15 protein-coding genes are annotated in these 13,074 nt (G+C 73.7%); 10 read left to right on the top strand and 5 right to left on the bottom strand.

The genetic code is table 11. The annotated features are described in order from the left end of the window. Positions 1-27 precede the first annotated feature (27 nt). Genes JOD66_RS02595 through JOD66_RS02575 form a run of 5 tightly spaced genes read left to right on the top strand, consistent with a single transcriptional unit; the run spans position 28 to position 5,675 of the window. Entirely contained in the window at positions 28-849 is an 822-nt protein-coding gene (locus JOD66_RS02595) for an esterase/lipase family protein (RefSeq protein WP_204835383.1), read from the top strand. After that, the gene (locus JOD66_RS02590; RefSeq protein ID WP_204835382.1) at positions 846-1,628 is read left to right on the top strand and encodes a 1-acyl-sn-glycerol-3-phosphate acyltransferase; all 783 of its coding nucleotides are present in this window, start codon (positions 846-848) and stop codon (positions 1,626-1,628) included. The genes JOD66_RS02595 and JOD66_RS02590 overlap by 4 nt, the downstream gene beginning before the upstream one ends. Beyond that, complete coding sequence (locus tag JOD66_RS02585) at positions 1,625-3,250, top strand: AMP-binding protein (protein ID WP_204835381.1); 1,626 nt, start codon at positions 1,625-1,627, stop codon at positions 3,248-3,250. The genes JOD66_RS02590 and JOD66_RS02585 overlap by 4 nt, the downstream gene beginning before the upstream one ends. Then, positions 3,247-4,698 (top strand): WS/DGAT/MGAT family O-acyltransferase, encoded by a 1,452-nt coding sequence (locus JOD66_RS02580; RefSeq protein ID WP_204835380.1) that lies wholly within the window; start codon positions 3,247-3,249, stop codon positions 4,696-4,698. The genes JOD66_RS02585 and JOD66_RS02580 overlap by 4 nt, the downstream gene beginning before the upstream one ends. Beyond that, positions 4,695-5,675: an alpha/beta fold hydrolase gene (locus JOD66_RS02575; RefSeq protein WP_204835379.1), complete on the top strand. Its 981-nt coding sequence runs from the start codon at positions 4,695-4,697 to the stop codon at positions 5,673-5,675. Before JOD66_RS02580 ends, JOD66_RS02575 begins: the two co-directional genes overlap by 4 nt. Before the next feature lie 159 nt (positions 5,676-5,834). Here the strand turns inward: JOD66_RS02575 and JOD66_RS02570 are convergent, their stop codons facing one another. Together JOD66_RS02570 and JOD66_RS02565 are read right to left on the bottom strand one after the other, a co-directional pair. Continuing rightward, on the bottom strand, positions 5,835-6,266 hold the full coding sequence (locus tag JOD66_RS02570) for a CBS domain-containing protein (RefSeq protein ID WP_204835378.1): 432 nt from the start codon (positions 6,264-6,266) through the stop codon (positions 5,835-5,837). A gap of 10 nt (positions 6,267-6,276) precedes the next feature. Next, positions 6,277-7,173 carry an inositol monophosphatase family protein gene (locus tag JOD66_RS02565; protein WP_204835377.1) on the bottom strand — a complete coding sequence of 299 codons (897 nt, stop codon included), beginning with the start codon at positions 7,171-7,173 and terminating at the stop codon, positions 6,277-6,279. A gap of 70 nt (positions 7,174-7,243) precedes the next feature. On the opposite strand from JOD66_RS02565, the gene JOD66_RS02560 reads away from it, so the two are divergent. Beyond that, on the top strand, positions 7,244-7,690 hold the full coding sequence (locus JOD66_RS02560; RefSeq protein WP_204835376.1) for a DUF2231 domain-containing protein: 447 nt from the start codon (positions 7,244-7,246) through the stop codon (positions 7,688-7,690). Here the strand turns inward: JOD66_RS02560 and rsgA are convergent. From rsgA to JOD66_RS02545, 3 genes are read right to left on the bottom strand one after another with little or no spacing between them, the layout of a single operon-like run. Beyond that, positions 7,684-8,685: a ribosome small subunit-dependent GTPase A gene (rsgA, locus tag JOD66_RS02555; RefSeq protein WP_204835375.1), complete on the bottom strand. Its 1,002-nt coding sequence runs from the start codon at positions 8,683-8,685 to the stop codon at positions 7,684-7,686. The two genes, JOD66_RS02560 and rsgA, sit on opposite strands and share 7 nt — an antisense overlap. Before the next feature lie 9 nt (positions 8,686-8,694). Then, positions 8,695-9,993 (bottom strand): 3-phosphoshikimate 1-carboxyvinyltransferase, encoded by a 1,299-nt coding sequence (gene aroA / locus JOD66_RS02550; protein WP_204835374.1) that lies wholly within the window; start codon positions 9,991-9,993, stop codon positions 8,695-8,697. A 13-nt stretch (positions 9,994-10,006) separates the two neighbouring features. Next, a complete protein-coding gene (locus tag JOD66_RS02545) occupies positions 10,007-10,519 on the bottom strand; it encodes a DoxX family protein (protein WP_204835373.1) in 513 nt (170 codons plus the stop codon). A 50-nt stretch (positions 10,520-10,569) separates the two neighbouring features. On the opposite strand from JOD66_RS02545, the gene JOD66_RS02540 reads away from it, so the two are divergent. The 4 genes from JOD66_RS02540 to rsrA all read left to right on the top strand — a co-directional run bounded on the left by JOD66_RS02540 (position 10,570) and on the right by rsrA (position 13,070). Then, the gene (locus JOD66_RS02540; RefSeq protein WP_204835372.1) at positions 10,570-11,355 is read left to right on the top strand and encodes an SOS response-associated peptidase; all 786 of its coding nucleotides are present in this window, start codon (positions 10,570-10,572) and stop codon (positions 11,353-11,355) included. After that, positions 11,352-12,002, top strand: coding sequence for an alpha/beta hydrolase family protein (locus JOD66_RS02535; RefSeq protein WP_204835371.1), 651 nt, complete (start codon positions 11,352-11,354; stop codon positions 12,000-12,002). Before JOD66_RS02540 ends, JOD66_RS02535 begins: the two co-directional genes overlap by 4 nt. 103 nt (positions 12,003-12,105) lie before the next feature. After that, on the top strand, positions 12,106-12,765 hold the full coding sequence (locus tag JOD66_RS02530) for a sigma-70 family RNA polymerase sigma factor (RefSeq protein ID WP_239545047.1): 660 nt from the start codon (positions 12,106-12,108) through the stop codon (positions 12,763-12,765). After that, positions 12,765-13,070, top strand: a complete 306-nt coding sequence (rsrA, locus tag JOD66_RS02525) for a mycothiol system anti-sigma-R factor (RefSeq protein ID WP_204835370.1) — start codon at positions 12,765-12,767, stop codon at positions 13,068-13,070. The genes JOD66_RS02530 and rsrA overlap by 1 nt, the downstream gene beginning before the upstream one ends. Positions 13,071-13,074: the final 4 nt, after the last annotated feature.

Raw genomic sequence — 13,074 nt, 5'->3', positions numbered from 1 at the left:
CCAAAATTAGAACGTGTTCTACATGGGGTGAGCCAGGTGTACGACTTCCACGACCACGGCGCCGAGGCGTCCGCGAGCGGCGGACCGCATCGCGGGCTGCTGCTGCTCGAGCTGCCCCGTTGGACCATGGAGTACGGCGCCGGGCGGCTCGTCGACCTGCTGCCGGGGGAGCGGGAGCTCGGGGCCGGCCGCCCGGTCCTGGTGCTGCCGGGCTTCGCGGCCGACGACCGACTCACCGGTCGGCTCCGCGGCCACCTGGCCCGGCGCGGCTGGGCGGTCCACGGCTGGGGGCTGGGCCGCAACCACGGCCTCACCGAGCAGATCGTCACCGGCCTGCCGCGGCGCTTCGCCGAGCTCGCGGAGCGCTACGACGAGCCGGTGAGCGTCGTGGGCTGGAGCTTCGGCGGCCTGCTGGCCCGGTGGCTGGCCCACGAGCGTCCCGACCGGGTGCGCCAGGTGGTCTGCCTCGGCTCGCCGTGGCGCGCCGAGGGGGAGCGGACCCGCGCGACCGGCATGTTCGAGCGCTCCCGGGCCAAGCACGGCATCGTCGCCGACGCCCGGGAGATCGTCGAGCGGCTCCGCGGCCCGGTGCCGGTGCCGCTCACCGCCGTGTGGTCCAGGAGTGACGGCATCGTCCCGTGGCGCGGCTGCACCGTCGACGAGCGGGACGGGTCCGACGGCCACCCGCCCGCCGAGAACGTCGAGGTGGTCAGCAGCCACGTCGGCATGGTCGCCAGCCCGTTGGTGCTCTCCGTGGTGGTCGACCGGCTGCGCCAGGACCCGGCCGCCTGGCAGCCGTTCGGCTGGTCGCGGATCGGCCGCGCGCTGGTCGCCGGGACCGCGTCGTGAGCGCGCTCTCCGGCCGCGACCCGGCGTACGTCGCCGCGGCGCTGCCGCTGCTCAAGCTCGCGATGAGGGGCTACTTCCGCTCCAGCGTCAGCGGCATGGAGAAGGTTCCCGACGGTGGCGCTCTCATCGTCGGCAACCACTCCGGCGGCCTGACGCCGATGGACGTGCCGATCATCGCGGTCGCCTTCGCCGACGTCTTCGGTGCCGAGCGGCCGCTCTACTGCCTGGCGCACGACCTGCTCTTCACGGGGGCCGCCGGTCCGGTGATGCGCAGGTTCGGCTTCGTCAACGCCACCCGCGAGGCGGCCCACGAGATCCTCACCGGCGGTGGGGTCACCATCGTCTTCCCCGGCGGCGACCACGACACCTTCCGGCCCACGCTGCAGTCGAAGGTCGTCGACTTCAACGGCCGCACCGGCTACCTCCGCACGGCGCTCCGGGCCGGCGTGCCGATCGTGCCGGTGGTGTCGCTCGGCGGACAGGAGTCCCAGCTCTTCCTCACCCGCGGCGAGTGGATCGGACGCCGCTCGCCGCTGCGCCGGCTGATGCGCACCGACCTGTTCCCGATCGGCCTCGGCTTCCCGTTCGGACTGGTCCCCGCACCGCTCAACCTGCCGCTGCCGACCAAGATCAGCACCCGGGTGCTCGATCCGATCGACCTCGAGGCCGAGTTCGGCCCGGATCCCGACCTGGTCGAGGTCGACCGCGTGGTCCGCGGCCGGATGGAGGCCGCGCTGGCCGCGCTGGCGCGTGGGCGCCGGTTCCCGGTGCTGGGATGAGCGGCGCGCTCGCCCGGCTCCGCACCCAGCTGTGGGTGCTCCGGATGCTCGTCGGCAGCCGGATGCTGGTGCCGATGAGCCCGGCCAAGTACGTCCGCCTGGTCCGGATCCTGCGCCGGCAGGGGACCAATGCGACGACCAGCTTCGCCCTCGCCGCCGTACGACGTCCGCACGGCCCGGCCCTCGTCGACGAGCGCGGCACGCTGACCTGGCAGGACCTGCAGGACCGCTCCGCCGCGCTCGCCGTCGGCCTGCGCGACGTGGCCGGCGCCGACCAGGTCGGCACCGTCGCGATCCTGTGCCGCAACCATCGCGGCTTCGTGGACGCGCTGATCGGCAGCTCCCGGCTCGGCGCGAGCGCGCTGCTGCTCAACACCGGCTTCTCCGGACCCCAGCTCGCCGACGTGATGGAGCGCGAGGGCGCCCGGGTGATCCTCTACGACGAGGAGTTCGCTGGCGTCGTCGCCGACGCCCGGTCCCGGGTGCCGGGCCTGGTCGAGGTGCTCGGCTGGACCGACTCCCCGGTCTCCACGGAGGTGCTGAGCATCGAGGGCCTGGTCGCCCGCTACGCCGGGCGGGTGCCGCCGCGGCCCGCCCAGCGCGGCCGCGTCGTGCTGCTCACCTCCGGCACCACCGGGACGCCCAAGGGCGCGCGCCGCAGTGGGGGCGGCGCGGACGAGCTCGCCGGCATGCTCGAGATGATCCCGTGGCGTGGCGAGGAGACGGTCGTCGTGGCGGCGCCGATGTTCCACGCGTGGGGCTTCGGGCAGCTCGTGATCGCGGCGACGATGACCTGCACGGTCGTCACCCGCCGCCGGTTCGACCCGGAGGCGACGCTCGCGCTCGTCGACGAGCACCGGGCGCGCGGGCTGAGCGTCGTACCGGTCATGCTCGAGCGGATCATGGACCTGCCCCCGGCCGTGCTCGACCGCTACTCGCTGCGCTCGCTGCGCTTCGTCTCGGCGAGCGGCTCGCGGATGCGGCCGCAGTCGGTGCTCGCGTTCATGGACCGCTACGGCGACCTGGTCCACAACAGCTACAACGCGACCGAGGCCGGCCAGATCAGCGTCGCCCGCCCGGCCGACCTGCGCCACGCCGCCGACACCGCGGGCCGGCCGGTCCGCGGCACCCTCCTGCGCGTCGTCGACGACGCCGGCCGCGAGGTCGGCCCCGGCGTGGTCGGGCGGATCCTGGTCCGCGGCGCGTCGCCCTTCGACGGCTACACCGCCGGCGCGGAGAAGGAGTTCCTCGACGGCTACATGGTCAGCGGCGACGTCGGTCGCCTCGACGCCTCCGGGCGTCTCTACGTGGTCGGCCGCGACGACGACATGATCGTCTCGGGCGGCGAGAACGTCTACCCGATCGAGGTCGAGAAGGTGCTCGGCGCGCACCCGGCCGTCCGCGAGGTGGTCGTGATCGGCGTCGACGACGAGGCCTACGGCCAGCGGCTGGCGGCGTACGTCGCGCTGTCCGGCGAGGCCTCGCCCGACGACCTGAAGGCGCACGTCAAGGCGCAGCTCGCCGGCTACAAGGTCCCCCGCGAGGTCGTCGTCCTCGACGCGCTGCCGCGCAACGCCTCGGGCAAGATCATGGTCCGCGAGCTGCCGGGGGTGGCGTCGTGAACGTGCGCCCGGCCATCGAGCGGATGGCGGGCATCGACGCGGGCTTCCTCTACATGGAGACCCCGTCGGTGCACATGCACACCCTCAAGATCGCGATCCTCGAGGCCGACGACGCCCTGACCTACGACGCCTTCGTGGCCGGCCTGCTCGCCCGGCTCAAGCGGCTCCCGCCCCTGCGCCGGCGCGTGGTGGAGGTGCCGTTCGGCCTCAACCACCCGGTCTGGGTGACCCAACCGCGGATCGACGTGCCCCACCACATCCGACGGCACCGGGTCGGCGGCCCCCACGGCGCGGGCGGCATGCGTGAGCTGGAGCAGCTGATCGGGATGATCGCGAGCACGCCGCTCCATCGCGACCGGCCGCTGTGGGAGCTGCACTACTGCGAGGGGCTGGATGGTGGCCGGGTCGCGGTCGTCGGCAAGATGCACCACGCCCTGGCCGACGGCGCCGCGGCCAACGCACTGCTCGCCAACGTGACCGACGTCCGCTCCGCAGCGACGCCCGAGGCGGTGCAGGAGGAGTACGCCGTCACCGACCGCCTCCCCGGCCGGATCGACCTGCTGCGCCATGCCTGGGCCGACGCCGCGGCTCAGGTCGGCAGCCTGCCCGGGCTGCTGCGGCGCACCCTGATCGGGATCCTCGGCGTGCTCCGCGAGCGCCGCGCCGGCGCCCGCTCGCCGCTGCCGGTCGTGCACGCGCCGAGAGTGTCGTTCAACGGCGCGCTGACGCCGCTGCGCTCGTTCGCGACCGTCACGCTGTCGCTCCCGGAGCTCAAGCGGATTCGCGCCCAGCACGACGGGGTCACCCTCAACGACCTGGTCCTGGCGACCGTCTCCGGCGCACTGCGCCGGTGGCTGGCCGACCACGACGAGCGCCCCGCGTCTTCACTGCTGGCCGGCGTACCGGTGAGCGCCGACGAGCGCGACGCCGTCCCGCGGCTGGGCGGCAACCGGGTCTCCAACCTCTTCACCACCCTGGCGACGGACGTCGACGACCCCGTCGAGCGGCTGCGGACGATCGCCCGGACGACCTCCGACGCCAAGCGGATCCAGGCCCGGCTCGGTACGTCGATCCTCGCCGACTGGTCCCAGTTCACCCCGCCGCGGCCGTTCGCGGCCGCCGTGCGTGCCTACTCCCGGCTCAACGCGGCCTCCTGGCACCCGGCCGCCTTCTCGGCGATCGTCTCCAACGTGCCCGGCCCGCGCGAGCCCGCGACGGTCGGCGGCGCCCGGCTCGCCGACCTGTTCAGCGTCGGACCGCTCGTCGACGGGATCGGGCTCAACGTCACCGTCTGGTCCTATGTCGACCGGATGAACTTCTCGCTGCTCGCCTGCCCCGACCTGCTGCCCGACGTGCACGTCCTGGCGTCGTACTTCCCGGCTGCGCTGGCCGAGCTCGACCTCGCGCCGCCCGCCACGGCGCCAACTCTGCGAAGGGACCCTGCGTGACCCGCGCGCTCCTGTCCGCCGGCCTGTCCGCCGGCCTGTCCGCCGGCCTGCTCGTCGGCCGTACCGCCGGCGGGGTCGCCGTCCACGGCGTGCGCGCCGGCATCCGGCGTACCCAGCGCTTCCCCGAGCTGCCCACGCTCCCCGAGGGCCGGATGCTCGACCTGCCCGGGCGCGGCGAGACCTTCGTCGTCGACACCGGCGAGCCGGAGCCGGGCGCGCCGACGCTGCTGCTGTTCCACGGGCTGGCCACCACGTCGTACCTCACCTGGTTCAGCACCCTCGACGAGCTGCGCCGTACGCACCGGGTGGTGATGCTCGACCAGCGCTGGCACGGTCGCGGCATCGCCTCGGAGCGGTTCTCCCTCGAGGAGTGCGTCGACGACGCGGCCGCGGCGCTCGACGTCCTCGGGATCGGGGCGGTGGTCGCCGTCGGGTACTCCATGGGCGGCGCGCTCGCCCAGCTCTTCTGGCGCCGGCACCGTGACCGGACCGCCGGCCTGGTGCTCGCCTCGACCGCCGCGTACTGGCGGGGGAGCGTCGGCGACGCGATGTTCTACCCGGTGCTCGGGCTGGTCAACGACCGCTTCCGCGGGCGCTACCTGGAGCGGGTGCTGGACGTGCGCGCGGCCCTCGCCGACGACCGGCACCTCGGCGCCGAGATGTCGACCTGGGCCTGGGGCGAGTTCCGCGCCACCAGCGCCTGGGCGATGCCCGAGGTGCTCGGCGCCCTCGGCCGCTTCGACGCCCGCCCCTGGCTCGGCGAGATCGACGTACCCACGGCCGTGGTGGTCACCGCTCGCGACCACGCCATCCCGACCGCCCGCCAGCGCGCCCTCGCCGCCGCGATCCCCGGCGCCACCGTGCACGAGACGCCGGGTGGCCACGCGTCGGTGGTCTTCGACGTACACCGGTGGCGGCCGGTCTTCCTCGCCGCCGTCGACGGGGTGGTCCGGCACGCGCGACCCGTCAGAAAGTAGCTCCGGATTCGCGCCGACCCGGCAGAACGTGGCCCCGAGATCGCGCCGACCCGGCAGAAAGTGGCTCGTGCGCGGGACACTTTCTGCCGGGTCAGCGCGTTCAGCAGACGAGTTTCTGCCGGGTCGGCGGGATCCGGGAGCCAGTTCGTGCCGGGTCGGTCAGGACTGGTGCACGTAGGAGTCGAGCTGGTCGCGCTCGAACTGCAACTGGTCGATCTTGTGCTTGACCAGGTCGCCGATGCTCACGATCCCGACGACCCGATCGCCGTCGGTCGCGGGGATGTGGCGGAACCGGCGCTCGGTCATCACCGCGAGCACCTCGTCGAGGTCGTCGTCGGGGGAGCAGGTGCTGACCTCGGTGGTCATGATCGCCGAGACGACGTTGTTGATGACCGTGCCGTCGCTGTGGAGGCGGCGTACGACGTCGCGCTCGGACACGATCCCGTCGAGGGAGGCGCCGTCGGCGCTCACCACCACCGCGCCGATGTTGTGCTCGGAGAGCACGGCGAGGAGCTCGCGGACCCCCGCCTCGGGACTGATGGTGACCACGTCGCGAAGCGACTTCGACTGGAGCACGTCAGCGATGCGCATGTGACGCAGGTTACTCGGAGGCGTCGTCCTCGTCACTGGTCCGCTGCCGACGTGACCGCAGATCGGACACGCTGCCCGGTCCTGTACGCGGCCAGTCGGGGTCGTCGTCGAGGTCGCCGACGCTGCCGAGGAAGGACAGGGCGGCCTCGTGGAGGTGGCCGTTGCTGGCGAGCGCATTGCCGCCCCACGGGCCGTCGTGGCCCTCCAGCGAGGTGAACCGGCCGCCCGCCTCGCGCACGATGATGTCGAGCGCGGCCATGTCGTAGACCTCCAGCTCGGGCTCGGCGGCGATGTCGACGGCGCCCTCCGCGAGCAGCATGTAGGACCAGAAGTCGCCGTAGGCCCGGGTTCGCCAGACCCGGCGCATCAGGGCGAGCATGTCCTCGCCGAGCCCCCGGTCCTCCCAGCCGCTGATCGAGGAGTACGAGAAGGACGCGTCCTCCAGCCGTCGTACGTCGGACACCTGGCACGCGGTCGCCTTCATCAGCGACTTGCCGGTCCACGCACCCTGACCCGCCGACGCCCACCAGCGCCGCTGGAGCGCGGGCGCCGACACCACGCCGAGCACCACCTCGTCGTCGACGACCAGCGAGATCAGCGTCGCCCAGACGGGTACGCCGCGCACGTAGTTCTTGGTGCCGTCGATCGGGTCGACGATCCAGCGGCGCTGGGAGTGGCCGGAGGTCCCCTGCTCCTCGCCGGTGACGGCGTCGCGGCTGCGCGCCTTCGAGAGGGTACGCCGGATCGACTCCTCGACCGCCTGGTCGGCGTCGGTCACCGGGGTGAGGTCCGGCTTGCTCATCACGTGCAGGTCGAGCGCGCGGAAGCGGGCCTGGGTGAGCGAGTCCGCGTCGTCGGCGAGCAGGTGTGCCAGACGCAGGTCGTCGGTGTAGTCGGGGGCAGCCACAGGGGCACCCTAGTGCGCCGCGCCGGATCACGTGCCGACCGGGCGACCGGCGCTCGTGCAGGATTCAACCATGGAGATCGCCGGCATCCCGCTGCATCCGCTCGTCGTCCACGCCGCGGTGGTGCTGACACCGCTCGCCGCGCTGCTCGCCCTGGCGTCCCTGGTGCCACGCTGGCGCGACCGGCTGCGCTGGCCGGTCGTCGTCGGGGCGCTCGTCGCATGCGTCTCGGTGGTGGCGGCGTACCTGTCCGGGAGCGACTTCCGCGACTCCGACCGGTTCTCCACCGCCAGCGGAGAGTTCGCCGACCGGCTCCGTACCCACGAGGACCTCGGCACCTACCTGCTGTGGTGGACGATCGGCTTCGCGGTGGTCGCCGTGATCGGGGCGGTGCGCCCGGCGGACCAGGGCTGGCTGCGGTGGCTGCTGGCCGCACTGCTCGCGGTCACGTCGCTGGCCGTGCTGGTGATCGTCGTGGTCACCGGTCACTCCGGCGCCGAGGCGGTCTGGGGTCAGTAGTCGGTGACCGACCGCGCGGCGAGCAGCCGGCGGAAGGACGCCACCCGCTCCGGGTCGGCCTCGCCGGCCGCGACCGCCTCGTCGAGCCCGCACTCCGGCTCGTCGTCGCCGTGGGTGCACCCGCGCGGGCAGTCCTCGGTCATCTCGTCGAGGTCGGGGAAGGCCTCGATCAGGTGCTCGGGCTGCACGTGCGCCAGCCCGAACGAGCGGATGCCGGGGGTGTCGATGATCCAGCCGTCGCCCCCGGTCAGCGGCAGCATCAGCGCGGACGTCGAGGTGTGCCGGCCCTGCCCGGTCACCGCGTTGACGTGCCCGGTCTCGCGGCGCGCGTCGGGCACCAGCGCGTTGACCAGCGTGGACTTGCCGACGCCGCTGTGCCCGATCAGCACGCTGGTCTCGCCGCGCAGCCGGTCGTGCAGCGCGTCCAGGCCGATGATGGTGCGGTCCGGGCCGCGGCGGGTGACCTCCCACGGCACCCCCAGCGACCGGTACGTCGACAGCAGCGTCTCGGGGTCCTCCAGGTCCGCCTTGGTGAGGCAGAGCAGCGGCGCCATCCCGCCGTCGTACGCCGCCACCAGGGCCCGGTCGATCCACCGCGGCCGCGGCTCGGGGTCGGCGAGGGCGGTGACCACCACCAGCTGGGTGACGTTGGCGACGATGACCCGCTCGACCGGGTCGTCGTCGTCGGCGGTGCGGCGCAGCGTGCTGCTGCGCTCGAGCACCTCGACGATCCGCGCGAGCGAGCCGTCGGTGCCGGAGACGTCGCCGACGACCCGGACCCGGTCGCCCACGACCACGCCCTTGCGGCCGAGCGGGCGGGCCTTCATCGCGAGGACGGTGCGCCCGTCGATCAGCAGCGTGAACCGCCCGCGGTCTACGGTGACGACGAGTCCTTCGACGGCGTCGTCGTGGGTGGGCCGCTCCTTGGTCCGGGGGCGGGTACGACGACGCGGCCGGTCGTAGTGCTCGACGTCGTGCTCGTCGTACCTCGGCATGGGCGGCCCTCAGAACAGCCCGGCCCAGAAGCCGGCGAAGTCGGGGAAGGTCTTGCTCGTCGTCGCGACGTTCTCGACCAGCACACCGGGGACCGCGGCGCCGATGATCACGCCGGCGTGCGCCATTCGGTGGTCGGCATAGGTGTGGAAGGTGCCGGCACGCAGCTCGGAGGGGCGGATGGTCAGCCCGTCCGGGTGCTCGTCGACGTCCGCCCCGAGCGCGCCGAGCTCGGTCGCGAGCGCCGCCAGCCGGTCGGTCTCGTGGCCGCGGATGTGGGCGATGCCGGTCAGCCGGGAGGGCGTGCGCGCGAGCGCGCACAGCGCGGCGATCGCGGGGGCGAGCTCGCCGACGTCGTGCAGGTCGGCGTCGAGGCCGCGCAGCCCGTGCCAGCCGTCCTCGGGCCCGGTGACCCGGAGCCCGGCGTCCACCCGGTCGACAGCGCAGCCCATCCGCGCGAGCAGGACGCGCAACGCGTCGCCCGCCTGGGTCGTCGCGGCCGGCCAGTCGCGGACGGTCACGGAGCCACCGGAGACGGCCGCGAGCGCCAGGAAGGGCGCGGCGTTGGACAGGTCGGGCTCGATCGCCTCGTCGTACGCCGCGATCGGGCCGGGCGTCACCACCCACCGGTTCGCGTCCGCGTCGTCGACGGCGACGCCGCGGTCGCGCAGCATCGCGATCGTCATCTCGACGTGGGGGAGCGAGGGGATCGGCCCGCCGTCGTGGCGTACGTCGACGCCGTTGACGAAGCGCGCGCCCGCGAGCAGCAGCGCCGAGACGAACTGCGAGGACGCCGACGCGTCGATCACGACCGTCCCACCCGGCACCGCACCGGCGCCGTGGACGGTGAAGGGCAGGGCGCCGTCGCTGTCGTCGATGTCCATCCCGAGCCCGCGCAGCGCGTCGAGGATCTCGCCGACCGGCCGCTTGCGCATGTGGGGGTCGCCGTCGAAGGCGATCTCACCGCGCACCAGCCCGGCGGCCGGCGGCACGAACCTCATCACCGTGCCGGCGAGGCCGCAGTCGACGGCGGCGCGCTCGCCCGCCACGGCGCCGTGGAGCGGCGCGACCGTCCAGTCGTCGCCGGACGTGTCGACCGAGGCGCCGAGCGCGGTCAGCGCCTGCGCCATCAGCAGGGTGTCGCGCGAGCGGAGCGCCCGGCGTACGACGGACGGCCCGTCGGCCAGTGCGGCGAGCACCAGCGCCCGGTTGGTGAGCGACTTGCTGCCCGGCAGCGTCACGGTCGCGTGGAGCGGTCCGGTGGTGGTGGGCGCGGGCCAGGGGTCGGCGTGCGGGGCAGGAGTCGTCATCTCCCGGCTGAGTCTAGTGAAGGTGCGCCCTCGCCTTGGCGCCGAGGAGCGCCGCCTCGCGTCCCGCGTCGTGCGCGGCGTGCCGCGCCCGCCACGCCAGTCCCGGCTTCCCCGCGGTGTCGAGCGCGGCGATGAGCAGGCCGCCGGCGAGGGCGGTGTTCTTCACGAAGTGGGTGAGCTGCTCGCGGCGCTGCTCCTTGTCCGTGGTCTCCCAGAAGCGGTAGCGCGCGGCCGTCGACGGCACCAGGGTCGCGCCGAGGAGGGCCGCGGAGAGCCGTGGGAAGCGGCCGGTCGCCAGGGCCAGGCCGGCCGCGACCTGGACCGCACCGCTCGCCCGCACCCACAGCACCGGGTCGCGGGGCACGGACACCTGGTCCGGCGTCGCGTTGTCCAGCGCGGGGGCGAGGGCCTCGGTGACCGGCGCCGCCTGAGCGGCGAGCGCCGGGGCGTCGCGGAGGTCCTGGGCGCCGTTCGCGAGGAAGTACGACGCCAGCAGCGGTCGGGCGATGAGTCTGCTCAGTGCCATGGCCGCTCGGTACCCCGAGCCGGTCCGCGCAGACCGATAGATTGACGCTCATGTGCGGCCGCTACGCCTCCAGCCGGAGCCCGGAGGACCTCGCCGAGGAGTTCGAGGTCCTCGATCCGCGCCTCGAGCGGGCCCTCCCGCCCTCCTGGAACGTCGCGCCCACCGACGAGGTGTACGCCGTCATGGAGCGGGCCTCCCGCGACCGTGACGGCGACGAGCCGGTTCGTCAGCTCCGGGCGCTGCGCTGGGGCCTGGTGCCGTCCTGGGCCAAGGACGCGAGCATCGGCAGCCGGATGATCAACGCCCGGATGGAGACGGTGGCCGAGAAGCCCGCCTTCCGCAGGGCCTTCGCCGCCCGGCGCTGCATCCTTCCCGCGGACGGCTACTTCGAGTGGTACGAGACCCAGCAGCGCACCGCCCGCGGGAAGCCGAGGAAGCAGCCCTTCTTCATCACCCCCGGCGACGGCTCCAGCCTGGCCATGGCCGGTCTCTACGAGATCTGGCGCGACCCCGCCAAGCCCGAGGACGCCGACGACCGGTTCCGCTGGACCTGCACGGTGCTCACCACCGAGGCCACCGACGACCTGGGCCGGATCCACGACCGGATGCCGCTGCTCGTCGAGCCGGAGCGCCGCCAGGCCTGGCTCGACCCGCGCACACCCGCGGACGACCTGCCCGGCCTGCTCCAGCAGCTGCGGCCCGCGCAGCAGACCGGCCTGACGGCGTATCCGGTCTCGACGGCGGTCGGCAATGTCGCCAACAACGGGCCCGAGCTGGTCGAGCCGATCCCGTTCTCCGACGAGACCGGTGACGACGGACAGGGCACCCTGCTGTGAGCGACGAGCGGTTCGTCGAGACGGTCCACGGCGAGGGCCGGCTCGTCGTACGCCGGGCCCGCCGGCCGATGGCGACCCTGCTGGTCAGCCATGGTGCGGGTGGTGGCATCGACGCCCGGGACCTCGAGGCGCTGGCCGCCCAGCTGCCGGGCCAGGGGATCAGCGTGGCCCGCTTCGAGCAGCCCTGGCGCCGGGCCGGGCGCAAGGTCGCCAGTCCACCGGCCACCCTCGACGTCGGCCTGCGGGCGGCGGCCGCCACGCTGCGCGTCCGCAGTCCGCTCGTGGTCGGCGGCCGGTCCGCCGGCGCCCGCTCGGCGTGCCGCACCGCCGTCGAGCTCGGCGCCGCCGGCTGCCTGGCACTGTCCTTCCCGCTCCACCCGCCCGGCAGGCCGGAGCGCTCCCGGCTCGACGAGCTGGCCGGCGCCGGCGTGCCGACCCTGGTGGTGCAGGGGGAGCGGGACCCGTTCGGCCGGCCGGAGGAGTTCCCCGACCCGCTGCCCGGCCGCACCGACCTGGCCGTGGTGCCGGGAGCCGACCACGGGCTCGCCGTACCCAAGCGCGGGGCGCTCACCGAGGCCGAGGCGATGGCCATCGTGGTCGAGTCGACCCTCGAGTGGGTCGTGCGCGAGGTCGTCGGCGCCGGCTGAGTCCGCCGGAGTGGGGAATGAGTCCCGGATCCGGGGCGTTCAGGCTTCCATGATCGCGACGCTGGAGCGCCCCGGGACCGTGGGCACCGTAGTCTGGGACGCGATGACCGAGATTTCCGATCTTTCGTCCCTGGACGCCGACGCCTCCCACCCCGAGGTCGTCGACGTCGCGTCGGAGACCCCTGAGGAGCGGGCCGCGCGCTTCGAGCGCGACGCCCTGCCCTTCCTCGACCAGCTCTACGGCGCCGCGATGCGGATGACCCGCAACCCGGCCGACGCCGAGGACCTGGTCCAGGAGACCTTCGCCAAGGCGTTCTCCGCGTTCCACCAGTTCAAGCCCGGCACCAACCTCAAGGCCTGGCTGTACCGGATCCTGACCAACACCTTCATCAACTCCTACCGCAAGAAGCAGCGCCAGCCGCAGCAGGCGCTCGCCGGCGACACGGGGGACGTCGAGGACTGGCAGCTCGCGCGCGCGGAGTCGCACACGTCGAGCGGGCTGAAGTCGGCGGAGATGGAGGCGCTGGAGCACCTCCCCGACAGCCAGGTGAAGGACGCCCTGCAGCGACTCCCCGAGGAGTTCCGGCTCGCGGTCTACCTCGCCGACGTCGAGGGCTTCGCCTACAAGGAGATCGCCGAGATCATGGACACCCCGATCGGGACGGTCATGTCCCGCCTCCACCGCGGCCGGCGCCAGCTGCGCGAGATGCTGTCCGACTACGTCCGCACCGGCGGCGACGCGCCGCTCGAGGGGGGCCAGTGATGTCCGAGTCCTTCGACCACGCCGGTCACGACCACGTGCACGTCTCGGACGACCCCAGCAACGCCGAGTGCGCCGACTTCCTCGAGCGCATCGTGCGGCTGATCGACAACGAGCTCGAGGCCGGCGACTGTGCCGTGGTCCGGGCCCACATCGACTCCTGCAGCCCCTGTCTGGAGCGCTACGACCTCCAGCGCACGGTCAAGGCGGTCGTCGCCCGCTCGTGCGGCGAGACCGCCCCGGCCGAGCTGCGCGAGCGGGTCCGGATCCAGATCCAGCAGATCCAGGTCCGGATCACCGAGGGCTGAGCCC

The organism is Nocardioides nitrophenolicus, assembly GCF_016907515.1.
GTDB classification, from domain to species: Bacteria; Actinomycetota; Actinomycetes; order Propionibacteriales; family Nocardioidaceae; genus Nocardioides; species Nocardioides nitrophenolicus.
The sequence above is the reverse complement of the archived record's forward strand: the minus strand, read 5'-3'. Positions and strand labels throughout refer to the sequence as shown.

Coding starts and splice junctions, on each gene's coding strand:
- JOD66_RS02585 (WP_204835381.1), top strand. CDS start 1,625: ATGAGCGGCGCGCTCGCCCGGCTCCGCACCCAGCTGTGGGTGCTCCGG.
- JOD66_RS02570 (WP_204835378.1), bottom strand. CDS start 6,266: ATGCGCATCGCTGACGTGCTCCAGTCGAAGTCGCTTCGCGACGTGGTC.
- JOD66_RS02560 (WP_204835376.1), top strand. CDS start 7,244: ATGGAGATCGCCGGCATCCCGCTGCATCCGCTCGTCGTCCACGCCGCG.
- rsgA (WP_204835375.1), bottom strand. CDS start 8,685: ATGCCGAGGTACGACGAGCACGACGTCGAGCACTACGACCGGCCGCGT.
- aroA (WP_204835374.1), bottom strand. CDS start 9,993: ATGACGACTCCTGCCCCGCACGCCGACCCCTGGCCCGCGCCCACCACC.
- JOD66_RS02545 (WP_204835373.1), bottom strand. CDS start 10,519: ATGGCACTGAGCAGACTCATCGCCCGACCGCTGCTGGCGTCGTACTTC.
- JOD66_RS02540 (WP_204835372.1), top strand. CDS start 10,570: ATGTGCGGCCGCTACGCCTCCAGCCGGAGCCCGGAGGACCTCGCCGAG.
- JOD66_RS02530 (WP_239545047.1), top strand. CDS start 12,106: ATGACCGAGATTTCCGATCTTTCGTCCCTGGACGCCGACGCCTCCCAC.
- rsrA (WP_204835370.1), top strand. CDS start 12,765: ATGTCCGAGTCCTTCGACCACGCCGGTCACGACCACGTGCACGTCTCG.